This window comes from Gloeocapsopsis crepidinum LEGE 06123 (assembly GCF_015207655.1).
GTDB classification, from domain to species: Bacteria; Cyanobacteriota; Cyanobacteriia; order Cyanobacteriales; family Chroococcidiopsidaceae; genus Gloeocapsopsis; species Gloeocapsopsis crepidinum.
This window is the reverse complement of sequence record NZ_JADEWN010000049.1, coordinates 22,686-48,268: the sequence shown is the minus strand read 5'-3', so window position 1 is coordinate 48,268 and position 25,583 is coordinate 22,686. Positions and strand designations below refer to the sequence as shown.

Here is a 25,583-nt window from a genome sequence, read left to right as displayed (position 1 = left end):
CCCCAACTACTGCATTCAGGGTTGATCTTCTCATTGCCACTGCACTCGATTTAATTAATCCCGTGCATTTGAAAAACTGGTTTACTCACTGTTGCTACTGTGCCTCATAAAACTGCAATAGGCTGTATATGCATTAGTATTACAACAATAAATTTTTAAAAACCTATTGTTGTTTTATCTTTCTATTACATAAACAGAATAAAAACTCTAGCTATCTTGAGTTGTATTTAGGTTAATTGCTAGGCGTTACTGAAGAGGAGTATGATTTACCCCCTATCTCTCTGAATAGTCATTTTTACTTATCTTCTTCTCTAGGACTGGGGAAACTGAGAGGGGGCAGGAAAAACCAAACCTTTCAAAGTCCCCCAATTTTAGGAAATAACTGTGTTGCGAAGATTTCCCTCTTTATAGCAAGCAGCATGGAATCAGGGGGTTTATAAAAGTGATGTTAGTTAACTATCGATTGCTTTTAACTTATTCTTACTCAGTCAGTAGACATCTTTAATAAAGATGCTCAGATTGATCTACACTATAAACGATAGATAAAGTCTTTTTTTGAAAAGTATGTAGACAGTAAATCTATTTAGATTAAAATTCTTGACTTAAAACTAAGTTTGAGGTACTACTTGATGTTTCCATAAGGGAATTATAAGTCCTTCTGCATGAGCGATCGCAAAGCCAAGACAGTTAGCAAAATATTCGAGAAGCTTCACTTCGTCTCTAGTAAACTTACGCGAAACATAGCTACCGACATGAAACACTCCAAGGACTTCACCTTCTGCTTGCAAGGGAATGCCAAGCATTGAATGTAATCCCTTATTGCGGAGAATAGGACTCACAACCTCAATTGTGGACAAATCTTCTACAATCATCAACTGGCACTCAGCAGCAATACGACCAGCAAAGCCTTGCCTCAGAGGGATTCTAATTCCTGCTGTAATCTCATCTTCTAACCCAATAGAAGTATGCACTGCTAACTGCTCCTTATCTTGAGTTTGCAGTAAAACTGTAGCAGTGTCCATATTTACAATTTGACGCATTCCATTAAGTAGCTGATATAGCGGGGTTTCAAGCATTGAATTTCTCAAGTCAGTATCTTTCTGAACTAACTGTTGGGCTTTATGGTGAGTATTCTCTGTCTCGACCATATTGGTATCCGAACAAACAGTTAGGTTATCGTCATTATCTGTGTTTTCCTTTGATACCTGAGATGTTGTTGTCTGTTCTTGTGTTCTACGATTTTTAATCACCCTGGCAGGTACACCAACAGCAACAGAGTAAGGAGGAATGTTTTTAGTAACAACAGCACCTGCACCAATTACACTACCTTGACCAACAGTAACCCCATCTAATACTTTAACCCCACTACCCAGCCAACAATTATCTTCAATGACGATCCCCTTGTAACTGCTTCCCTGCCCTCTAATTGTACGGTTGGGATCGCCAAAGTTATGATTATTAGCATAAATACCTAAATGAGAAGCAATTCGGCAATCTCTACCAATTTTGATATAGTTACCCGACAGACAGGTGTAAGGACCAACATAAGTGTTATTACCAATCTCTATATCACCACTCTTATGGGTTTTGATAATAACTCCTAAATCAATCTTGACAAAATCTCTTAGCCGAATTCTACTATTTTGACCTGTATTTCGTAAGCAAACCCCTCGATCAATTCTTACCCCATTACCAATTTCAATTCTACTCGTATGAATCAGTTCAACTCCAGTTTTAATCTGTACTGAATTCCCAAATTGCGCAAAAATACTACTATAAGTTCGTCTTCTTAATGCTCTACCTACTGACAGGGGTACCCATCCCAACAAAGTAGTTACTACAGCTTCCTTCCAACGAAAATGTTGTGAGATAAATGGGAATTTTACAGCATTCATATTTACTGATTAATTTTGTTGAGTGGAATAATTTTTTAAGTAGCGCTATTTGAAACAACTCCTGCTCGTCAGTTTCTGCTGTTTAGTTATAATATCCTCGGCTCAATAATGAATTTTTCAATAATCTCTAAGGTTATTTAAAATGTTTTTATACTGAAGTTATAAATTAACTTAAAGACTATTTTTACTTGTTTTATTTGGTGCTTGGTAACAGGTTTTGATAAATAGCTACAGTATCTGCTGCCTCTACAGACATAGTTCGGATCGGCTGAATTCCTTCACGGAGTTTAGACAAGAAATCGATGTTTATAGCTAGTAAACTAAGCGCTTCTGCCCAGGCTGGAATATTACTAGGAGGTAGTAATAAACCGTCTACATTATGTTTGATTAGTTCATTAACTCCTCCTACATCTGAGCCTAATACAGGCAACCCTAGAGCGTGAGCTTCTAAAACAGCCATTGGTCTAACATCAAACCATTGTGCCGGTAAAGCTAAAACATCATATTTGGCTAATACTGTAGGTAATTCATCTCTTGTCAAAGTTTGAGCAACATGAATTCGAGGTTCATTTTCAATACTCTTGAGGATTTCTTGTCTATATTTTTCTTCATCAACTGCACTACCATGAATTGTTAATTCAATTGGTAAAGTAGTAGGTAAAGATTTGATTGCTTCTACAATAATATGAATTCCCTTGTTACGATTCCAGCGCCCTAAAAAGACAACTTTTAAAGTATTATTACTTTCTTGTTCTTTATTTTGAGTTGATGCTAGGAAAAAATCAGGTACACCTGTTTTACAAATAAGTAACTTTTCTTGAGGAACTCCATTAAGTAATAAGGTTTCATAAAGTCGCTCACTCAGCGTGACAATGCGATCTGCGAACTTTGCCATCTCTAACAAACCATTTCTGCGAGCAGCTACGTAAGCTGGCATAGAAAGTGGAGTTAGCAATCCTGTCACATTTGTATTAACTTGAACTGGTACTTTGTCTAATTGATGTATCAGCCCACTTGCCAGATTACTGATAAATAAAGGTGTATTAGCTAAGTTTCTAATTGCTACATCCGAAAGAGATTTTGGCACACCACAACAACGGCTACATCTTACTTCATCGATTTTTCCATCACAAACTTCTTGACCATTTAACATCAAAGTTTCACGCTGGCAAACAGGAGTCGGTAAGCGAATTGATACAATTGTTGCCATACCAAGTTCTTTCGCAAGGCGTAGATGCGATAAACCACATTTTGGAGTCCATTGATGTTGATGGTAAATATCAGCTTTCTGCTCTTTTAACCAATGTGCAAAAAACTCAAATCTACCATGCGGTGATTCTCCATGATTTGGTTCTGCCTTTGGTGTAGGAAAAACAGGATAGCGATAAACTTCTATTCCGTTGTGTACATAAGTATTTTCGCATTTACTATCTTGAGCTGCTGCTATTTTACTTTCAACTCCATACGTTTGTAGCAACGGCAAAAGTTCGCTAAGGCGAATTTGAATTCCGCCACATTTTTCTGGTAAGTAACGGGCAACAGCTTGAATAGTTTTCATAAATTATTCTTCCTCTTAAAATATTGAGGTATAGCAAATAAAAGTTGAGTTAGTCTTTTGAAAATATTACTTTTTCATAATTTTCTCAATAAGAACTTGACTGAACAAAATACTAAAAATTACAATTGCTGGTAGACAATGGAAAATATTTATTAAATATATAAAACTAATTAGATTCTACATAAACTTATTAAAAGCTTTATTAATTGTCGATACAGATAAGTTCAGGTATTTAGAAAATTTACTTTTATAAAGTTTGAGGAAGAATATTAAAAATAAATAGGATAATTTAATAGTTTTATAGAGCTTTTCTATAGCATTAATTAAGCTAATCTAGTCATCTAGTCAATATGGATGTGTTAATTATATTCGATTCATACAGTTGGCTGTAAATAACAAGTTATATGTGGTGGCTGCGATCGCCTCTCAACTCAATAAAAAGCGATCGCCCACTACCTAAACAACGAAGTCCTCTTAGCAACCCAACGAATCGCGTGTTGCCACTCCTGTTTTTGAATTTATCCCATTTGCTTGCGCACAGAGTTTTTTAACCACAGTTCTGTCAAGAACTGCATTAGTAAAATCAGCACCAGTAATCTCAACATTATTGAATGTGGAACGCAACATCATAGCCTCTTCCATCACAGCATCACTTAAGTCAGCCCCAGTAAAGTCAACTATATAGGCAATTCCATTTGTAAAATCGGCTCCATGTAAATTTGCTTTTGTTAACTTTGCACCATTAAAAACCACACCGCGTAAGTCAGCATTACTAAAATTAGCTGCTTCTAAATCTGCATTGGCAAACTCAGCCGTTTGTAAGTTTTGCCCTGAGTAATCTTTGCCGACGACTTCTCCAGTAGCCGCAGCACGAGAAATAGAAGAAGAACTAGCTGCTTGTGCAGTCATAGGAAAGACTACAAAAAGTAAAAACATAAAAGCAACTACTGCAAGTCGATAGAAACGCTTCATCATCCTTTAAGAAAAACAACAAAATCCACTAATACGGTGAATAATTGGGATTAGCAGGATACATTTAAAGCCTGCTGTTAGTACAGTAACCTAATTACATTCACAATAGAGATAATCAGCAGGCGTGGTTGTTTTCTCAATTGAAAACTGTCCATAACCTACTCAAATAAATCTAACGGCAGATGACCGTACATCTCGTTGATTGCTCCTGATTCTGGGGATTGACAAGAGACAAGTACACCTCGATGTTCTCCAGAATAAGGATTGAGATAACACAAACTAGTAACTGGATTAAATTTAATATAAACAGGATCTTCAATCAAAGTTAAATCAAGATTAGGTTGATAGCCCAAGGCTTCTGCATAACTTGCCAAGGCTGCTATACCTTGGGTTGCTGTATCAGCACAAATTCCCAAAATTTGGTAATCAGAAAAACGACTGACAACTAAAACAGCCTGACGAATCAATGCTTTCTCCGATTCAGAAGTGACTAACTTACCAGCAGTACAATTAAAGTCTTGCAAAAGTGTCTGTGCTGCTTCGACAGTAAGATGAGATTGCTGTTGTGGGTTAAACATAACTTTGTTAGCTATCGACTACTTAATTTTTATTGTGATATCGTTTGCAAATAAAAAAAGCGGTGACACTGAAGTGTTCCGCTTGGTTGCAATTAATAATTCCAATACTAAGCTGCTTTAGTTAAGCCACTGTGTCTCAGTAAAGGTTCAGTACTAGGTTCGCGTCCTCGGAATGATTGAAAGACTTCCATCGGATGCTTGCTACCACCTAGCGCCAGCACTGTGTCGCGGAAGCGTTTCCCTGTAGCAGCAATTTTCTCAGGTTCTAACCCTGATTCCTCAAAAGCCGCAAAAGCATCAGCACTTAGCACTTCTGCCCACTTGTAGCTGTAATAGCCTGCGGCATATCCACCAGCAAAGATATGACCAAACGAACATAAAAAGGCATCTTCTGGTAGCGGTGGCAATATAGTAGTAGTCTTAGCGATTTGATTGCGTATATCATTAACTGTTTCACTACCACCAGGTTGATAGCGGTTGTGTAATTCAAGATCAACCAAGCTGAAATGCAGTTGCCGTAACATTGCACTACCACTCATGTAGTTACGCGCAGCAACTAACTTTTGATAATAATGCTCAGGTAAAGTTTCACCTGTCTCATAATGCTTCGCCATTCCTAATAAGGTGTCGCGGTGATAGCACCAGTTCTCCATAAACTGGCTAGGCAGTTCGACTGCATCCCACTCAACATTATTAATGCCTGCTGCCCCAGCATAGTCTACCTTCGTCAGCATATGCTGCAAACCGTGACCAAATTCATGGAATAGAGTTTCTACTTCATTGAAAGTCATTAAACTTGGTTTGCCATCCACAGGGGGAGTTTGGTTGCACACAAGATAAGCTACAGGTTTACGAGTTGAAGTTGTTCCTGCTTCAGTCATTTTGGCACGACCGATGCAATCATCCATCCAAGCCCCGCCGCGCTTTTCTGCAGGGCGACTGTAGGGATCGAGATAGAAATATGCGATTGCACCACTTTCATCCGCAATCTGGAAATATCTCACATCTGGCTGCCATACTGGTGCTTGACCATCCGCAGCAGTCACACTCACACCAAAAACTCGTTCAACTAAGCCAAATAGCCCATCTAGAACTTGTGGTAACGGGAAATAAGGACGCAACTCTTCTGCCGTAAAATTAAACTTTTCTTCGCGTTGGCGTTCTGCCCAATAACTAATATCCCAATGTTTTAACTCACTATCCGCACCCTTAGCCGCTGCAAATGCTTTTAACTCTTCAAATTCTTGCATTGCTGCATCATAGCTGGCACTCCGCAATTCCTCTAAGAGGTTTTCTACTGCTTCAATGCTCGGAGCCATTTTACTCGCTAAACTTAACTCTGCATAACTATCAAAGCCAAGTAATTTAGCTTCTTCCTGGCGTAGTTGCAAAATCCGTTCAATCAGCGGCGAGTTGTCTAAATCACCTGATGATGCCCGACTAATGAAAGCCCTGTATAATTTCTCGCGTAAATCGCGGCGAGTACTATGCTGCATGAAAGGACCAAAACTGGGGAAGTCCAAAGTAATCCGCCAGGGACCTGCTTCGGGTGTAGCATTTTCTTCACCAGCAGCCCGCGCCGCTTGTGCAGCTAAACTTTTGAGACTCGGAGGTAAACCATCAACTTCGTCTTGTTCTGTCAATGTCAGGCTAAAAGCTTTTGTTGCGTCTAAAACATGATTAGAAAACTTGGTTGAAAGTTCTGCGAGTTCCAGTTGAATTTCGTTAAAGCGCGATCGCCGTTCTCCTTCTAAACCTACACCAGAAAGCTCAGCATCTCGAATCGCTGCTTCCACAATCCTCTGTTGCGCAACATCTAAACTATCCCAGCGATCGCTTTGTCGTAAAGCTTTAAACGCATCATACAAAGGTTTACTTTGATTGAGCTTGTTGTAGAACTCTACAACTTTGGGCTGTACGGTTTCGTACGCTTCGCGCAGTTCTGGGCTATTTTTTACACCCATCAAATGCCCAACGATACCCCAACTCCACCGCAAACGCTCTGTAATGTGGTCTAGTGGCTCTACTAAACCACTCCAAGTTGGACTGACATTCGCTTCTAATGTAGCAAGTTCGGTTTCCAATTCTCCTAGTAGCTGTGTCATTGCTGGCACAACGTGTTCAGGCTTGATTTGCTCAAATGGAGGAAGACCTTTACCGATTAGCAATGGATTGTCAGTAATTGTGGTTGCACTCATAACTTGTTTTAGGTCGCTGTATCTTAATTATCATTAACATTTACAACCCTTGCCGAGTGCAGAAGACCGTAACCTACATTTCCGTTATGACACATGAAGGTATCACTTGTTCAACTTACGTGAATGCTAAAAACCTCTTATCCCCAAACCTTTTTTTCAATGTTGACCAAAAGGGTAACTTTCTTTTAAAGTCCCTCTCTCAAGTTTGAGAAAGGGATTTAGGGTGAGGGCAAGGACTCATACGCACAAGTTTACTGCTCTTTCAAGCTCTCCTCTAGCTGTCTGCGCCCAGTAATTTCTTTTTCTAGTTCTTGTTTGGCAAGTTCAGCCACCGTCGCACGCAGCATTGCTTCTTTCATCTGTTTGAGTGCAGTAATATCCCTAATCATCACCTGCGTTGCTGGTTGACCCGAATGAATAATTGGTACTTCTGTCATCTCAACATCGATGACTTGGCTATCAAGCCGAATTAACTTTTCTTGATTGATAGCAACTGCTTGGTTGACTTGCACTTGATTTTGTCGCACTGCTACAGCTGCTCTAGAATCGGGGTGGACGAAATCTAAAAGCTGCTTGCCAATAAGTTGTTCTGGAGCAACTGCACCAAAAAGCCTTGCTCCCGCAGTATTGATATACTCGAGTTTTCCATCAATGTGGACAGCAATTGTTTCTGAAGAAAGATCCAGTAAACTGCGGTATTGTTCTTCTCTGGCTTTCAGGGCTTGTTCTGTTTCTTGACGTTGTCGGAGTGCTTCTTCTAATTCAGCGATGTTGCGGCGTAACTTTATTTGTGTAACAACCTGACGACCTAAAATTTCTAGTGCTTCTTGCTGCTGGGGAGTCAAATTGCGAGGCACATAGTCAATTGCGCATAAGCTACCAACAGCAACGTCTTCTGAAGTCAATAATGGTGCGCCAGCATAAAATCGAATCTGAGGACCTGATGTTACCAGGGGATTGTCAGAGAAGCGCATATCTTGCTGAGCATCTGGAACAACAAACAAATCAGTTTGGAGAATTGTATGCGCACAAAAAGCAACGTCGCGAGAGGTTTCTGAAGCATCTAAGCCTAACTTCGACTTGAACCATTGTCGATCAGAATCGACTAGACTCACTACCGCGATTGGAGTTTCACAAATTTGCGAAGCTAAACGAGTCAAGTCATCGAATGCTTGTTCGGGATCGGTGTCGAGAATTTCATACTCGCGTAGGGCTTTGAGCCTAGCTTCCTCGTTACTAGGTAATGGAGCTTTCACTGTTGTATTCCTTTGTTACTTGATTATACTTAGAGGCAAATTCAGGAAGATGGCAAGAGTTGATCGACATCCAGCAAGAAGACTGTTAAGGACGTTTCGGCTTGCGGAATGTGACAAACATGAGTTGCGATCGCTAGTAAATCTGCGTGACGATATGAGTCTGGCAAAACTTGAATTCTCGATAACGGAACATCTATCAAAGTCGGAACGGATGCAACGGGAATACCATAAAGTTCTCTTACTTTGTTCTCAACAATGATTAAGTATTTCCCTTTGGCTGTAAAAAAGCGTCGATGTAGCTCAACAATGGTAATCTGGCGATCGCCAAAATGTGCCAGCCCTACACCGTTAAATCCAGATCCGTAAACTGGCATTTGGTTAGTTACTTTAAATACGGCATCGCTGGGTAGTGCTAAGTTAATATTACCCATACCAAATACAACTAGTTTTTGGAACTTTACAGTATTTTGGTTATGAGACTTCAAACCAGGAAAACTTGAATTGGCGAATGCATTTTTCATCTCAAATTACTTGCTTTATCCTTCAGAAAAAACTAATTATTAAATACTCACTTAACAGTAGGTAGCATTGATGAATTTTGCTGGATAGTGTCTTTAATTGCTGCGATAAATTCTTGCTCAATATAAGGTTTAGTAAAGTAATTATTCGCACCTAAATGCTTTGCTAACTGTCGATGTTTATCACTGCTACGTGATGTCAGCATCACAACTGGAACCTTGCTCATTTGTGGATCTTGGCGACGATGGCTGAGAAACTCAAAGCCATTCATATTCGGCATTTCCACATCACAAACAACAAGTTGAACTACCGACTGTTGCAATTGCTCAATTGCTTCACGTCCATCACGTGCTTGTAAAACCCGATAGCGAGCTTTTTGCAGTGTAAGAGCTAATGTTTGGCGTAGGGTAATCGAATCATCAACAACTAAAACTGTTAGGGTAGTATCCTTTTTAACGATATTTGAAACACTATCACTCGTATCAATGATTGATAAATCAGATGGGAATTCAGTGGGTGTAGTCTTAGTTTGATTTCCAGCAAAAGATGCCAGCATTTCTGCTCCATCAATCACAGGAATAAGACTACCATTACCCAAAATCGTACAACCATAGATGTAGTTTGGTGGTGCGATCGCTTTACCAAAGGGTTTAATGACTAATTCCTGCTCAGTCACTAAACGGTCAACTTCGACAGCAACAATATTATTTTCCTGCTCCAACAACAACATAGGAGAAGCCCAATCTTCTGGAGTTGGAACTGCTTCCAAGTTAAGATTAGGAACTGTCTCAGGTAACGGACAGCTATATCTAATAACTTCAGATAGACGATATATTGGAATAATCCGATCTTGCCAGTGTAAAAAGCGATAACCACTAGAGTATTTAACTTGATTGGCTTCTGGAATCAAAATTTCTGCAATACTGTCCGAAGGCAAAGCATAAGCATTTGTGCCCACAAAACAAACTAGCAACTTCGCGATGGTTAGTGTTAGAGGAATCCGTAAACTAAATACGCTACCCTGCCCAGGTTCAGAAGTTACAGTAACATTACCTTTAAGCGATCGCAATTGAGCGCGGACAACATCGAGTCCGACACCTCTACCTGATAATTCACTCACTTGCTTGGCAGTAGAAAACCCAGGCTCAAAAATCAGATCTAACAAACGGGCAGTAGAAGCTGTATTAACTTGCTCTGGTGACAACAAACCCATTTCTGCAGCTTTAGCACGAATTCGTTCTAAGTTGAGTCCTCTGCCATCATCTTTTACTTCAATAATCGTTTGATTGCCCTGATGGTAAGCCCGAATTTCAATTTTGCCCTGCGCAGGTTTACCTTGCTCTACACGGACATCAGAAGCTTCAATTCCATGATCGAAAGCGTTACGTACTAAGTGCAACAAAGGATCGTACAGCTTTTCTAAAACTGCCTTATCAACTAACACTCCTGTACCGCTTAGCTTTAAATCAACCGGCTTATCATAAGACCGCGATAAGTCGCGTAACATCCGAGGAAAGCGGTTGAGAACCTCACCTAAAGGCAACATCCGTGCCCACATCAAGTCATCCCGCAAGTGTGCTAGCATTTGGCGCTGTCTTTCAATCGTCTCACTCGACTGTCCAGCCAGGAGAACAACGTCACCCACTGTCTCTTCAAGCTGCACCATGTCTTCGAGAGTAGCTTGCAACAATGAGTAAACTTCACCGTAGCTATCCATCTCTAATGAATCAAAAGATGCTAGCGAAGGAAGTAGAGTAGAGGCAGTAGCAGAAGCAACAGAGGAAGAAATCAGCTTCTGTGCTCCTTGAGCAGGTAATATCCCTGAACGACTTGAATTTTCCCGTGCATAATGCTCAGGTGCAACGACCATTAAGTCAGATAAATCGCGTAATTGCCGCGCCATTGTTTGAAACTTAGTAAAGCGGCGCAATAGTTCTTGAATCGTTGATTGTAATTGTTCGTTTTGTAGCGATAGACTGTTACGGTTAATTGCTAACTCACCAACCAAGTTGTTCATTCGCTCTAAACGATCTAAGTCAACTCGCACAGACAACTGAGCCGTAGGACTAGAATTTGTCGTAACTTCCTGTTTTGGTGGTGAAGATTGCGTTGTTACGATTTTCGTCTTTTGGGACGCTACGGGCACTACTTCAGGAACTACTGTATCTGAAAATTTGGCAACAGTGGAATTGTCAGCGATCGCTGGTGCGAATACTTCTGCAATGTTAGTCTGCGAAGCGACTTGTTCTGTGGATTGTGAGTCTGTGCTTGTTGGCGTGCGATCCGCAGCTATGTTGGCATTGAGACGAGTACTATCTTCTCCAAAGCTACCAAAAATATCATCGAGTGAACTCGCTGAAACTGCTGCAACCTCAAGGGGAATGGTAGCAGGTGTTGTTGGTTCTAGCTCAAAGTTAGGGTCTGGAACACTACTGAACAAGTCATCTAGCATTGAGCCTGCGGTAGAAGCAGTGCTAATATCTAATGCTGGCTGTAGGGATTGCGTAGGTGTTGGATCTAGAGTACCTTGCGTAGACTGCTTGACAAATTGGGTTAAAGCTAGAGAGGGAGAACCACCTTGAGTGCGATCGCCTGCGAGAACTGCTAGACGTGCTGCTTGAAAATCAGCAAATGCCGTTTGAGCAATTTGAACTGCTGCTTCAGGATGGGCATCTAGTGCAGCAAGTGTTGTCGATGCGATCAATCCAAATCCAGGCAAGTTTAGTAGTTCTGCAATCCCAGCAAAAACCTCTGCTTGTGCCCGTACTTCTCCTTCTATAATTTCTTGATCCTGTGAGTATGCTAAAACTTGGGCAAGCCGCTCAATTCCTTGAGCCACGTCTACTTCAAAAATTGATGCTGCAATATCCACACCTAATTCAACCGAACTAGGCATCTCTGTTGAACCTTTAAGGTATTCTCCTATTTGCGCTTCAATTTGGGCAAATACAGGTTCAGCATTAACCATTGCTTTTTCAGCATCAAACTCTCCCGTATTGAGTTGCTCGATCAATGGGAGACGGAGGCAGTCGTATGCTTGAAGTAACAAGTTTTCGACATTAACATCAATTTCTAATTCTGGATTATGCAGACCTTTAAAAATATCTTCGAGACTATGCGCTAAAGTTTTGATGATATCTAGTCCAACACTTGCCGCCCCACCCTTAAGCGAGTGCGCAGCACGCATCATGTTATGAATTTTAGCAGTACTGCGATCTTCTCTTAGTGTTAATAAATCTGTTTCAATTACTTGGAGTAATTCAGGAGCTTCTTGGATGAAAAACTGATAGGCTTGGTCGCGGATATCAGAATCGATTGCCATATTTATAAAGCTTTAAATATAAAAAAATGGAAATAGTAGGTAAGAGGTTAGAGATCAGGGATCAGGGAGAGAAAACTAAGATAAACTTCTACTCATCACTAGTTCCACTAATCACTAATCCCTTCACTTCTAGTTGACTTTGAATTGACCAACACTTGTTTGCAGTTCATCAGCTACGCTCATCAATTGGTTAAATGCAGTTGATACCTGAGTCGCTTCATCTGAAGTTTGACTAGCGATCGCGGCAACATCATTCATCCGTTGCGTAACTGCCTCAGAAGCTTGCGATTGCACGACCGATGCTTCACTAATTCCTTGCACCAAGTTACTGATTTCTGCACTAATTGCAGTAATTTGATTGAGGCGTTGGCGCGTATTATCAACAAGAACAGTTCCTGCAACAACTTGTTCCGTTCCAGCTTCCATTGCAGCAACTACGGCGTTAGTTTCTGCTTGAATGTCTAAGACAAGTTTTTCAATTTCTGCAGTAGCTTGAGCAGATTGACTTGCCAAGACTCGAACTTCATCTGCAAGAACCGCAAATCCACGCCCCTCTTCACCCGCACGCGCAGCTTCAATGGAAGCTTTTAGTGCTAATAAGTTTGTTTGTGCGGCAAACCGACCAATCAAGTTGACAACCTTAGAAATCTTTTGCGATGATTCCCCAAGCTGCTTAACTTTTTTAGCTGTTGCTGATACAGTTTCACGAATCGCTTCAATGCCATCAACTGTACGGTTCATTGCAGCATCTCCTGCGGCAACAGTGTCGTTTGCTTTTTGAACTGCAACTTCAGCTTGTTTTGCACTGGTAGCAACAGCAGAAATTGAGCCAGACATTTTCTGAAGTTGCTCTAACGCACTATTAATTTCTTCAGCTTGACGTAGAGCTTCTTGGGATAGAGCTTGTACCGAATTTTCGCTATAGTTAGTAGTTACAGCTACTTGTTGAGCTGCAGTTTTCACTTTGCTCACAATTTGCCGTAGACTAGAAATCGTCGCATTGTAAGAGTCTGCGATCGTACCAATTTCATCTTCAGTTACATTTGCACGAATTGTCAGATCTCCCTTGTTAAGAGGATCGACTTCTATCAGCAGTTCAAGCGCACGTTGCTGCAGTTTTTCTTTGGCTTGTGTTTGCTGTTTTAACAGGTTAGCACGGTCTAATGCAAAGCCAACTTGCGTTGTTAACTGAGCAAACAAATCAATCTCACCTTGTTGCCAAGCCCGTGGTGTAGAACACTGGTGCGCAATTAATAAACCTAAAAGTTGACCACCTTGAACAATTGGCGCAACTAAGTTAGCTTTTACCGCAAACTGCTCAAGTTGCTTGATATGGCACTCGGTTAGACCTGCAGCGTAGATATTTTCTGTTGCTTGCACCCGCCCTTGGCGATAGCGTTCCACATATTTGTCAGCAAAACACGGATCGCTAATATTTGCACCCAAAGCTTGCGGAAAACCCACAGCTACCGATTCTGCAATTACAGTACCTTGCCACTGCTCGTTGAAAGTATAGACAACTACGCGATCGCTCTGCAACACCTGGCGAACTTCGCTCACAGCAGCGTCGAAGATATCCTGTACTTGAGAGTATTGTCCTAAGCGTAAGGTAATATTTTTTAAGAATTTTGCTCGCTCAGCTTCTTGACGTTGGGCTGCAAGGTTAGCTTCAATACTCACAGCCATTTGATTTAATTCTTGGGACAGAATTCCAATTTCATCTCGACGTGCGGTTGTTTCTAAGCGCACTCCTTGTTTACCAGATCCTACCTGCTGAGCAAAACTTGATAATCGTCTTACTGGGCGTGAAAAAGAACCAGCAATTGGGAAAGCAATTAAACTAGATAGCAACAACACGCCTCCACCGATACCATACCCAGTGAACCTCAAATTTGCCAGAATTTGTTGTAATTCCGCTTTTGGCTGTCCCACGTAAGCAATGCCTACTGGCTTAGCTTGTGAGGGGTTGAGTTGTATTTGGTGATCGTACAGAGGACTGTAACCAGTAATATAGTCGGCACCAACAATATTAGTCTCGCCCAAAAACGTTTTTCCTTGATTCAAAACAGTTTCTGCCACTTCTCTAGCAACCCGCGTACCAATAGCTCGCGTTTTGTTGTCTGTATAGGGCACATTCGTTGTCACTCGCCAATCTTTGGCAAAGATTGTAGCTGTAGACACTCCTACTTGCTCCTTTACCCTGTCTACTAGAAAATGGTTGCGATTTAGTAAGGTACCAACTATAGCAGTACCTACTCGTTTACCACTAACCTCAATTGGTTCAACAGCCATGAGAACTAAGCCTGCTTTACCACTATCAATGTTGTACGTCCCTTCAGAAAAAGGCTGCTTTGGTTCTGGTAAACCTTCAATTGATTGTTGGCGAATCCCAATATTAGCTTGCTTATCTAATCCTAAGCGTTGCAGCAAGTTGGAGTTAAGCAATTCTGCACCTGCTAAGGAGCGTCCGCTACCTAAAGCATTTCTTATAATCGGAACATCTCCTAAAGGGATTCCTATGGGTAATGATATTGGACGATATTTTAGCGTTTCTAAAGTTGCGCTGTCGGATGGTAATAGCGGATCGCTGGAAAAATCCTCGTTCAAAACTGCAATAGACTGAGCAACTGTCCGACCTTGAGCGTCAGCAATTATCAGAAAACTTTGCCCCATTGGGTCAGCAGGAGCACTGACAAACTTTTGTAGCAGATTACGATTTATTAATGCGACTTGTGGGTTACTAACATTAATCTCGTTGTCTTGTACTGACTGAGCTATACTAGCAGCGATTATTTTGTTTTTGTCTTGCGCATTCTCAACTACGTCGTTTAAATAGGCTAACTCTTTCTTGAGTATTTCTTGATAGCTAGCACCTAAGCGATCTTCTGCAACGTTCTCAATGGCTTGAGTCACTAATATCGTTGGTAAAGCAGCACTACCTACTAATAGTAATGCTAGCTTAGTACGAAAGCTTCGGTTGTCCCATTGCTGACGCAGCCAAAACAAAATATTTTGAGTCTTACGTTGGGTTTGTCGTGTAGATGATTCTAAAGAAGTATTACTTAAATTTGTTAGCAGACTTTTGCTATCAAAGCTTGATATAGATTCTTTGGAGTGACGCTCTAACATAGCAATTACTAAATATTGATTAGGGATTAGAGGTGAGGAAATTTGTGGTTTTGAAAGTTTAGGGTTAAGGCTGCGATTCAAGCAGAGAGTCAAAAAGTTAAGGTAAATAAACTGATATTCCCTCACTCTAAACTTTAAGGATGCTCAGTTAATTCACTTTGAATTGACTGGCGTTAGCTTGGAGTTTTTGGGCGACTGCTAAGAGTTCTTTGAAGGATTCTGCGACTTGCGTTGCTTCGGTTAGAGTTTTGTTGGCGATCGCAGCTACATCAGACATTGTTTGTGTTACTTCTTCAGAAGCTTGGCTTTGTTCTACAGCAACTGTGGCGATCGCTTTTACAAGTTCATTAATTTGGATACTAACGTCAGAAATTCTGTTCAGGCTTTGGCGGGTTTCATCGACAAGCTGCGTACCTGCTACGACCTGTTCTGTACCAGCTTCCATCGCGGCGACAACTTCATTTGTTTCGACTTGAATGTCTGTGACTAGTTTTTCAATTTCTGCGGTAGCTTCAGTTGATTGGCGTGCTAGGGCGCGAACTCGTTCTGCTACAACGGCAAAACCACGTCCTTGTTCGCCTGCGTTAGCAGCTTCAATCGCTGCATTAAGTGCGAGTAAGTTTGTTTGATCGGCAAACGTACTAATCAAGTTAACGACCTTAGAAATTTTTTGCGAGGATTCGCCTAAGCGCTTGACTTTTTTTGACGTTTGCGCAACTGTTTCTCGAATCGCCAAAATTCCGTCAACAGTACGGTTCATTGCCTGATCGCCTTCTGCTACAGTTTGACTTGCTTGTTGTACCGCAGTTTCTGCCTGTTCAGCGTTAGAAGCAACAGCGCGAATCGAGGTTGCCATTTGTTGAATTCGCATTAAAGCACTAGTAATTTCTGCAGCTTGGCGCGATGCTTCTTGAGAAAGTTCAGCAACCGAACTTTCTTTAGTCGTCGTCGTTATAGCAACTTGCTGGGCTGCTTCTTGTACTTGAGTAACAATTTGTCTTAAGCTAGAGATTGTTGCATTGTATGAGTCAGCGATTGTCCCAATTTCATCCTCAGTCACGCTAGCGCGAATTGTGAGATCCCCCTGCGTCAGCGGATCAACCTCCATTAAAAGTTCTAAAGCTCTACGCTGTAGTTGTTCTTTCCCTGCTTTTTGCTGTTCTAGAAGGCTGACACGATCTAAAGCAAATCCGACTTGAGTTGCTAACTGAGAGAATAAATCAATCTCAACTTGTTGCCAAGCACGCGGTGCTGAACACTGATGTGCAATCAGTAAAGCAATTAACTTGCCGTTGGTGATAATGGGTGCTACTAAGTTTGCCTTGACTGTAAATTGTTCAAGTTGTTTGATATGACACTCAGTTAAGCCTGCTGCATAGATATTTTCAGTCGCTTGAACGCGCCCGCGACGATATTTATCTACATAGCGCTCAGCGAAGCAAGGATCGTCAATTTTAGCTCCCAAAGCTTGCGGAAAACTATCAATAACAGCTTCAGAAGTTACAGTACCTTGCCATTTTTCGTTGAAGCTATATACCACCACGCGATCTGCTTGGAGTGCTAGACGAATTTCTTGCACTGCTGTATCTAACGTATTTTGCGTACCCAGGGCTTGACTGATGCGAACAGTGATATCTTTTAAAATCTTGGCGCGTTCGGCTTCTTGGCGACGGGCTTCTAAGTTAGCTGCAATATTCTGCGCCATTGTATTCATTTCGCGGGAAAGTACCCCAATTTCATCTTGGCGATCGCTACCGACATCTAAAACAAGTCCTTCTTCACCCGAAGCGACCTGTTGGGCAAAACTTGATAACCGCCGCATGGGGCGAGCAAAAGAATTCGCGATCGGAATTGAGAGCAAACCCACAAATAGTAATATTCCACCCCCGATACTGTAGGCAATAAATTGTTGATTTGCCAGGTGGTTCTCAGCATCTAAGAAAGATTCTCCTACAAAGGCAATTCCGACAGGTTTTGCTTGCTCGGGATTAAGTACTTTTTGATGATCGTAAAGTGGAGTATAGAATGTGAGATATTGTCTGCCAATAATACTAGTTTCACCAATAAAATCTTTGCCTTCATTGAGGACTTTTTCTGCTACCTCACGCGCCACTCGTGTTCCAATTGCTCTTGTCTTATTATCGATATAAGGCACATTGGTTACAACTCGCCAATCTTTAGCAAATACAGTTGCCACAGGTACGCTGTAAGTTTCAGCAAACTTATCTACTAAGCCATAATTACGGTTCAGTAAAGTGCCGATGACAACAGTACCAACTAGGCGATTATTAATTTTGATTGGATGAACTGCCATACTCAATAAGCCTGCTTTTCCATCATCAATGTCATACGTTGCTTCAGGAAAAGGTGTTTTCGCTTCCGGTAAGTTTCGACTCGGTTGTTGCCGTAAGCCAATATCAGCTTGTTGTGCCAAGCCTAGTTTCTGCAGAGCTTGATTTTCAACTAACTCCAAGCCAGACAAAGGTTGCCCTGTTTTGAGAGCATTTTGAACAATAGGAATATCAGTAAGAGAAATTCCTGTAGGTAAAGATAGTTTTCGATAATTTGGTAAGCTTAATTCTTGATTTGGTACAGGTAAAAGTGGTTCATCAGAGAAGTTATCATCAATAACAAAAATGTTTTGAGCAACGCTTCTACCTTGAGCATCAGTAATGATTTTAAAATTTTTGGTAAGCTCAGGATTTTCTTGGTTCTCGTTAATGACTAAATAATTTTCTATAAGTTCGCGACGCGCTGCTACTTGTTCTGGATTATTGAGATCGACTTCAGTTGCTTGCAAAATGTTAGCTATATTTTCTGCTTGTGTTTCAGTGTCTACTTGTGTCCAAAGAACGTACTCGTTTGCAAAAGTTTGTCCTTGCTGCTGCAAAGTGTTCTTTAAATCTTCTATAGCGCGATCTCTATTTAGAGTAATTAAACCTTGCGTTACAACTAGAACAGGTATTGCCGCGCTACCTACGAGAAGCAAAGTCAGTTTGGTTCTAAAAGTTAAGTTGTCCCAGCTGCGTCGCAGCCAAGAAAATGGATTTTTAGATTGGGACTGAGATTGACTCGGTACAGTAGAGACTGGTTCGACAATTATTACAGGTGCTTCTAGCGATTCCGGTTCGATATTGCTAGATGCCGAAGTTTCGCCAATACTATTATTTACAAATTCTTTAGGGCGGTGATCTAACATAGTTATTGCTAAATATAGGAATTAGAGAGCGAAAATTGGGGAATGACTAAGTTAGAAAAGACAACCAGTCATTAGCCCCTCATGCCTAGTTAACTTTGAATTGACCAACACTCGTTCGCATTTCATCAGCCACTGCTAGTAGTTGCTTAAAGGCGGCAGATACTTGAGTTGCGTCATTAGAAGTGCGATTGGCGATCGCCGCCACATCACTCATCGTTTGAGTAACTTCATCAGAGGCTTGTGATTGCACTACAGATGCTTCACTAATTGCTTGTACTAAAGAGCTGATCTGAGCACTCACCATCGTGATTTTGTTCAAGCTTTGACGTGTCTCATCAACTAAACGAGTTCCATTCACAACTTGTTCAGTTCCGGCATCCATTGCGGCAACGACAGCATTAGTTTCTGCTTGAATTTCTGCAACAAGCTTTTCGATTTCTGCGGTAGCTTCTGCTGATTGTCGAGCAAGAGAACCTACTTCATCTGCAACAACTGCAAACCCTCGTCCTTCTTCTCCAGCACGTGCAGCTTCAATTGCTGCATTGAGCGACAGTAAGTTTGTTTGCTCTGCAAAGGAACTAATCAGATTCACCACTTTGGAAATTTTTTGTGAAGATTCACCCAACTGTCTGACTTTGGCTGATGTTTCTACTACAGTTTCCCGAATTGCTTCGATACCATCAACGGTGCGGTTCATGGCGCGATCGCCTGCGACTACTGTTTCATTTGCTTGTTGCACGGCAACTTCTGCTTGTGCTGCACTTGTTGCAACAGCTTGAATCGAAAGTGACATTTGACGAATTTTTTCGAGCACGCGGGCAATTTCTTCAGCTTGGCGTAATGCTTCAGTGGATAGTTCTGCGACAGCCGTTTCGTTATTTGATGTTGTATTAGCTACCTGCGCTGCTGCATTCTGTACTGTGCCTACAATCTGCCGTAAGCTATTAATTGTGGAATTGTAAGAATCAGCAACTGTACCAATTTCATCAGCAGTCACCTTGGCGCGAATTGTGAGATCGCCACGACTAACTGGATCAACTTCTTGTAGTAGCTCTAGAGCACGTTGTTGTAGTTGTTCTTTGGCAGTTTTTTGTTGTTCTAGCAACTTAGCACGGTCTAAAGCAAAGCCAACTTGCGATGCAACTTGAGCAAACAAGTCAATTTCAAATTGCTGCCAAGTTCTGGGTGCAGAACACTGATGCGCAATTAATAAACCTAAAAGTTGCCCATCTTGAAGGATAGGAGCAACTAAATTTGCTTTGACACCAAACTGTTCAAGCTGATTAATATGACACTCAGTGAGTCCAGCCGTATAAATGTTATTTGTAGCTTGTACCCGACCTTGACAATAACGTTCTACATATTTATCAGCAAAGCATGGGTCATTAATATGTGCACCTAAAGCTTGCGGAAAACCTTCTAAAACTGATTCTGCAGTAACCTTACCTTGCCATTGTTCATTAAACGTATAAACCACGACTCGATCTACGTTAAGAGCCTGACGAACTTCTCCAACAGCAACATCAAAGATATCTTGGACTTGCGTATACTGTACCAAATTAACTGTAATATCTTTTACCTGGCGTACCCGTTCAGCTTCTGCAGCTTGGCTATCTAGTAGTTGTTGCAATCTAGCTGCCATCGAGTTGATATTACTACCAAGAGTAGCAAGTTCGTCATTACCTTTTACAGGAATCCGACTATTCAATTGTCCTTGCCCAAGTTGTTCTACGGTATCCGCTGCTGTCAGAATTGGTTTAGTAGCACGGTTAGCTAGATATGCAGCTAGTAAACCGACAAGGAGTGCTGTAAGTCCTGTTCCCAATATCAGGGTTGTTTCTAAACGTTTTAGGGGAGCAAGTGCTATAGATGTATCTTTAAGTAATACGACTTGCCAGTACAAATCTGGTAGTCCTTCAAGCGTTTGGGTTGGAGTATATGCAACTATTTCTTCTTCGTCATCTTTGAGATCAGTCACAATTTGTGAGCCAGATTTTCTCGTAATTAAGGGTTTTGCCAGTTCAGGAAAATGCTCGAAAAATTCTCCACTAAGATGATGCTCTTCGCCAGTAGCAATAAAGACTTCTCCAGATGCATCAAGGATATGATACTCATCTTCGACACCTTCGGTCAGCAGAAAACTTTCGAGTTGCTTAACAGGCATACGTGTACGAAGGATGGCAATCATTTCACCTGTATCGCGATCGAGAATTGGTGCAGCAAAATTAATAACTAAATCTTCCGATGACTGTGATTTTGCTGGAAGATCAATGTATGCTTTAACGTTTTTCTTAACAAGCTGAAAATACAGTTGATCTCGATGGTTTGGCAAAGGTGCTCCTTCAGACTGAAATAGTACATTACCATTGAGGTCAAAAACAGCAATACTATCGTAGTACTTATAATTCTTGATGAAGGAATCGAGAATTTCTTGCCTTTGTTGCAGAGTTGTTTGCGATCGCAATTGAGAGTCTGTAAAAACTACTGAACTTGATAGTGTTTGCAAGTCTCCATAGCGTTCAAACATAAAGCCGTTGGCTTTGTTGGCAATCAGAGAGGTTTTTTCTACTTGTCCTTGAACAACTTGTTTGACAAATGCTTGATGCGTGAAGCGATAAGCTGTTGCTCCAATTGCTAATACAGGGAGTGTACTCAGTGCGATCGCAAGTACTGTTGCTTTATGCCGTAAGCTCATACCCTTAGACTTACGCTGCCTAGTTTCGGGCTGATCTAAATCCAACGTATTGCTTGCTACTTGCTGTGACAATTCGCTTGTATCTAATGGATTTTGTTGAGTAGCTGAGTCATGGCTTAACGATTCTGTTTGGGGTATCTGGTTGTGAATGGTAACTGTGTGCGAGGATTGATGAGGCACATCACTTTTAGGGGTCTTTGTATTGGGTTCAGAAGAAGGAACCATAGGTAAAAACTAATAAAAATATAGTTATTTACATCAAAACCTTCAAACAAAGGCTTGATATTATGTATGACTTAGAGGCTTACTAACATTGCAAGCACACCAATGCTAATTGCTGACTGCGCTGGGCAAGTAACAATTAGCGAGAACCAAAATATGAATGACTTAAGCTGATTTGAGACGAAATATCACTCGTTAAAAATTGAAGTTTTGAGTCATTCCAGCAATAATTGAGTTGCCGTCAAGAACTACGAAAATTTCACCAGTCTGCTTTAGCCAATAACCACGTAAATAAGGTACTAATTCAGATTTAACTGCAGATTCAGGCGGTGATTGAATGACGTCTGGATTGCACGATTCGAGGTCTTCTACACGGTTGACTAACAACCCTAGTACTTTGTCACTAGTATTTTGTCCTAGAGTAGCTCTATGTTGCTGAGCATCGCGAATGACAACAGCAGTATAAGTAGAAGAGTTTGTTGTATGTTGAGATAGGGGAGTTAGTCCTAACAAATGCCCTAAGTCTATAATCCATAAAATATCACCCCGCCAGTTATAGACACCCAATACCCAAGCTGGCATATGGGGAATCGGTACAACTTGAGTCATCGGGATAGTCAGCACTTCGCTGATCTGATTCACTGCCAACATAGCTGTTGTGTCAGGAATAAGGTGCAACCGCAAAAATTGTTGAGTTACACCGATTTGTTCAGTAGAAATGCTAGGTGTAGTGCCTCTAGTCAAAAACTCAGATATCATGATTCGTCTCCTGGCGAGGCTAACAATATTGCCTTAACCTTGAATGAGTTGCTTAACAGTGCGTACTAGTTCTTCTTGATCAACAGGTTTTGCCAAATAAGCATCGGCTCCCTGTTTTCTACCCCAGAATTTATCCATGTCACTGCCCTTGGTTGAGCAAATCACAACGGGAATTTTGCTGGTACTTGCTTCTGCTTTGAGATCGCGGCAAAGTTCAAAACCACTTTTGTCTGGTAGAACAACATCTAAAATGATCGCATCTGGTTTTTGACCACTTAGTTTGTTCATGGCATCACCACCATCACAGGCAGTGATCACATTTAATCCGCTACGACGTAGACAGCTGCTAATAATTTCGATTTCGGTAATAGAGTCATCAACAACTAAAACTGTACTCATTGTTTAACCTCAAAAAAATAATTCGTTGTATTTGTTGTGCTGTTTCCAGCACCAAGTATCCTGTTATTGTGTTGTTAGGTAAGATGTGAGATAAAACTCAATTACACCTGTAGGGTTTTATTAAGGTGTGTTTGTGTGACCTCTAGCAACGTTTGAGCATCTACTGGTTTACTCAGAAAATCTGTGGCACCAACAAGTTTGGCTCGAACCCGATCAATGATGCCGTCATTACCAGTAAGAATGATAATTGGAGTGTCACGAAACACAGAAACTTTGCGTAGCTGACTACAAATTTCATATCCATTTGTGTTTGGCATGACTAGATCTAAAAAGATCAAATCTGGCTTGCGGGTAAGCAATGTTGCGATCGCGCGTAACGAGTCTTGAATCGCAACAAATTGATAGCCTGCAGTTGTTAGCATCTTTTCTAAGCTTTGACACACTAACGGACTATCATCAACGCAAGCAATTAAAGTTTTTGATGCAGTTACTGCGGGTTGTGAAACTACTGCCGGTGGTGTAATTGGTGGTGCAGCATCAGGAATATCAACAAATTCTATTAACCCTGATTGAATGTAAGGTAGCAGCGATGCTGTTACGTCCATAACGTCCCGCTTCATTCCTGCTGCAATATCCCGTAGCGATCGCTGTCCATCTAATAGTTTTGTCAGATTTTGAAAGACTGCGGGGGATACTTGTTGCTGTAATTGCTCAGGCTCGCGAATGACTGGTGCGCGGTTTGGCGAACGATCTGCTAGCTTAGCTTTTTGCCAGTTTTGCCATGCGTGCTGAGCTTCGGCGATCGCTTGTCCTGGATCGAGTAAGACAAGTTGTGGAACGGAAAGATTTTCTGGTTTTATTTCACAAGTGATGTGTGTTACTTGAGTTACGTCAAATAATACTTCAGCAACAATTGACGCAATAATCTTTGCTGCCTGATCGCGAGATATATGTTGTTGTTCAATTGCAGAATACAACAAGAGATATTCCCAAGAAATATCTCCACTGAAACTCATATTACTTTCTGCAATTTTAAGAGTATTGACGTCAACTTGAGGACAGTAAGCAAGTACATTTCTTCGCCAGCGTTTTACAGGATGATGACCTCCTGTTGCATATAAAATTCGTCCAAGGAAAAGATAAAGATTCCACTCTTGAGTTTGGTCTTTCAGCAATACTCTTCCACTAAATCTCTCTTGCTTTAATATTGCTAGTTTACTAACAAAATCGGTGTTATTGATTGTTTCAGCAAGCATAACATTAATTTCTCATTATATTTTTGGCATTAACAAGTTTAGTTTAAATAGTTAGATATCATAATTTATCAAAAAACATAAAAATACTGTTTAGGCGAATCAACAATTAGTATTAATAGTGCGATTAGCATTAAAATATAGACTCAATGCCTACAGCTTAGAGCGTGAGAGAAACCACGATTCTTACACCACATTGATTCCAACAAATACTACGCTGTGTTAATTTGAGTTGATCATGACATTGGCATAATTAACTCAGTAACCGTATCAATACTGAATTTGTTTAGGGAAGAGAAGCTTATATAGGTGTTATCGCGGGATCTTAGAGGAATCAAACGAGTTATCAGTGTGAAACAATAACAATAAATTCTAAAAATTAAATTCTTGAGCTAAAATACTCAAAAGATAAATGGTTAAAAACTAAGACGCGAGAAACAATATCAAAATTAAGTCGAAAATGGCTGGAACTGTCATGTAGCTAGTAACATTAAGGGAATAGTTATCTATTACCCGTTATCATTACTGGTTCTAATTTGTTTTATGAGCTTTCAATTTCATACGATGTATTCATTACTACTAAAGAAAAGCTTGCAACTAGACAGCTTTGATGGCAGTGTTGTTTGCACTGAGCGAGAACTTCTCATTATCAAGCAATTGAAACAAAGTACAAAAAATCTTAGCAATGAGCAATCTTTTAAACTGCTAAGGCTATCATGTAGATCAGCTCAGTTAGCGTTTTTAGGTTTTCCCCACAATTTCCTCAATTTCTTTATATATATATAGATGAGGAAGACACAGCACTTTTGTAGCTACTCAACCTGCAGGACATATGGTAAGTAGGTCACTACGAAGTGAAGATACATGGGAGGCAGTCTAGATGTTCGATAGAATTCTCGTTGCAATGGATACCTCTGCAATTGGCAAAGATGTTTTTGAGGAAGCGCTGTGTTTAGCAACAGTCAGTCATGCAAGATTAATGCTGTTGCACGTTTTGTCAGGAGAAGTTGAAGGAAGTTCAAGTGTGCCTATATTTCCTACAATGGGCTACTATCCTGGAGTGAGCGATCGCACGTTGGAACTTTATCAACAGCAGTGGCAAGAAATGGAAAGATACGGCTTAGAGCTATTGCGATCGTATACTCAACAAGCAACTGCGGCAGGAATTACGACAGAATTTCATCAGTGTGCAGGAAGTCCAGGTCGCACAATATGCCGTACGGCTGGCGATTGGAAGGCTGATTTGATTGTCATTGGACGCAGAGGTCTTTCGGGTTTAAGCGAACTACTTTTGGGTAGTGTCAGTAATTATGTTTTGCATCATGCGCCTTGCTCAGTACTCACGGTACAACATCGTGTGAGCACTCGTCCAGAAACAACCCAAAAAGACCACACAATCGAAAATTTGCAAATTAGTAGTTAGCCGCTGTTGGGTAATAGGAAGTTATGAGTTATGAGTCGTGAAGTGTTGAGTTTAAGAGAGTTAAGAATATTCTTTAATTCAGAATAATTGCCTTCGGCACGCTGCGCGAACAAAACTCAAAATTCAAAACTCTCTTAGGTTTTCATTTCTACACATGAGTCGAATCAGTGGTGTGAGATCCTGAAGAAAGAGTGGCAGTTAACGGA

At 40.9% G+C, this 25,583-nt stretch carries 15 protein-coding genes and 1 pseudogene; 1 reads left to right on the top strand and 15 read right to left on the bottom strand.

The features are described from left to right. Nucleotides 1-608: 608 nt before the first annotated feature. The 15 genes and pseudogenes from IQ230_RS27960 to IQ230_RS17980 all read right to left on the bottom strand — a co-directional run bounded on the left by IQ230_RS27960 (nucleotide 609) and on the right by IQ230_RS17980 (nucleotide 23,957). Nucleotides 609-1,250: a GAF domain-containing protein gene (locus IQ230_RS27960; RefSeq protein ID WP_407646680.1), complete on the bottom strand. Its 642-nt coding sequence runs from the start codon at nucleotides 1,248-1,250 to the stop codon at nucleotides 609-611. Beyond that, nucleotides 1,242-1,895: pseudogene (locus IQ230_RS27955) on the bottom strand (acyltransferase); the annotation flags it as partial. The gene IQ230_RS27960 and the pseudogene IQ230_RS27955, both read right to left, overlap by 9 nt. Before the next feature lie 193 nt (nucleotides 1,896-2,088). Then, nucleotides 2,089-3,453 (bottom strand): glycosyltransferase, encoded by a 1,365-nt coding sequence (locus IQ230_RS18040; protein ID WP_193933662.1) that lies wholly within the window; start codon nucleotides 3,451-3,453, stop codon nucleotides 2,089-2,091. 474 nt (nucleotides 3,454-3,927) lie between these two features. Next, complete coding sequence (locus tag IQ230_RS18035; protein WP_193933665.1) at nucleotides 3,928-4,425, bottom strand: pentapeptide repeat-containing protein; 498 nt, start codon at nucleotides 4,423-4,425, stop codon at nucleotides 3,928-3,930. A 158-nt stretch (nucleotides 4,426-4,583) separates the two neighbouring features. Further along, nucleotides 4,584-5,003: a DUF1824 family protein gene (locus IQ230_RS18030; protein WP_193933661.1), complete on the bottom strand. Its 420-nt coding sequence runs from the start codon at nucleotides 5,001-5,003 to the stop codon at nucleotides 4,584-4,586. A gap of 107 nt (nucleotides 5,004-5,110) precedes the next feature. Further along, on the bottom strand, nucleotides 5,111-7,201 hold the full coding sequence (locus IQ230_RS18025) for a M3 family metallopeptidase (protein ID WP_193933660.1): 2,091 nt from the start codon (nucleotides 7,199-7,201) through the stop codon (nucleotides 5,111-5,113). Between the two features lie 251 nt (nucleotides 7,202-7,452). Continuing rightward, nucleotides 7,453-8,457, bottom strand: coding sequence for a GAF domain-containing protein (locus IQ230_RS27725; RefSeq protein ID WP_193933659.1), 1,005 nt, complete (start codon nucleotides 8,455-8,457; stop codon nucleotides 7,453-7,455). A 41-nt stretch (nucleotides 8,458-8,498) separates the two neighbouring features. Further along, a complete protein-coding gene (locus tag IQ230_RS18015) occupies nucleotides 8,499-8,978 on the bottom strand; it encodes a chemotaxis protein CheW (protein WP_193933658.1) in 480 nt (159 codons plus the stop codon). A gap of 47 nt (nucleotides 8,979-9,025) precedes the next feature. Further along, on the bottom strand, nucleotides 9,026-12,298 hold the full coding sequence (locus IQ230_RS18010; RefSeq protein ID WP_193933657.1) for a hybrid sensor histidine kinase/response regulator: 3,273 nt from the start codon (nucleotides 12,296-12,298) through the stop codon (nucleotides 9,026-9,028). A gap of 129 nt (nucleotides 12,299-12,427) precedes the next feature. Next, a complete protein-coding gene (locus tag IQ230_RS18005) occupies nucleotides 12,428-15,427 on the bottom strand; it encodes a methyl-accepting chemotaxis protein (RefSeq protein ID WP_193933656.1) in 3,000 nt (999 codons plus the stop codon). Nucleotides 15,428-15,575: 148 nt separating this feature from the next. Continuing rightward, complete coding sequence (locus IQ230_RS18000) at nucleotides 15,576-18,626, bottom strand: methyl-accepting chemotaxis protein (RefSeq protein ID WP_193933655.1); 3,051 nt, start codon at nucleotides 18,624-18,626, stop codon at nucleotides 15,576-15,578. An 85-nt stretch (nucleotides 18,627-18,711) separates the two neighbouring features. Beyond that, nucleotides 18,712-21,546, bottom strand: a complete 2,835-nt coding sequence (locus IQ230_RS17995) for a methyl-accepting chemotaxis protein (RefSeq protein ID WP_193933654.1) — start codon at nucleotides 21,544-21,546, stop codon at nucleotides 18,712-18,714. A gap of 192 nt (nucleotides 21,547-21,738) precedes the next feature. Continuing rightward, on the bottom strand, nucleotides 21,739-22,302 hold the full coding sequence (locus IQ230_RS17990; RefSeq protein WP_193933653.1) for a chemotaxis protein CheW: 564 nt from the start codon (nucleotides 22,300-22,302) through the stop codon (nucleotides 21,739-21,741). Nucleotides 22,303-22,335: 33 nt separating this feature from the next. Then, nucleotides 22,336-22,701, bottom strand: a complete 366-nt coding sequence (locus tag IQ230_RS17985; protein ID WP_193933652.1) for a response regulator transcription factor — start codon at nucleotides 22,699-22,701, stop codon at nucleotides 22,336-22,338. A 101-nt stretch (nucleotides 22,702-22,802) separates the two neighbouring features. Continuing rightward, nucleotides 22,803-23,957 carry a response regulator gene (locus tag IQ230_RS17980; protein WP_193933651.1) on the bottom strand — a complete coding sequence of 385 codons (1,155 nt, stop codon included), beginning with the start codon at nucleotides 23,955-23,957 and terminating at the stop codon, nucleotides 22,803-22,805. Nucleotides 23,958-24,834: 877 nt separating this feature from the next. On the opposite strand from IQ230_RS17980, the gene IQ230_RS17975 reads away from it, so the two are divergent. Continuing rightward, complete coding sequence (locus IQ230_RS17975) at nucleotides 24,835-25,377, top strand: universal stress protein (RefSeq protein ID WP_193933650.1); 543 nt, start codon at nucleotides 24,835-24,837, stop codon at nucleotides 25,375-25,377. Nucleotides 25,378-25,583: the final 206 nt, after the last annotated feature.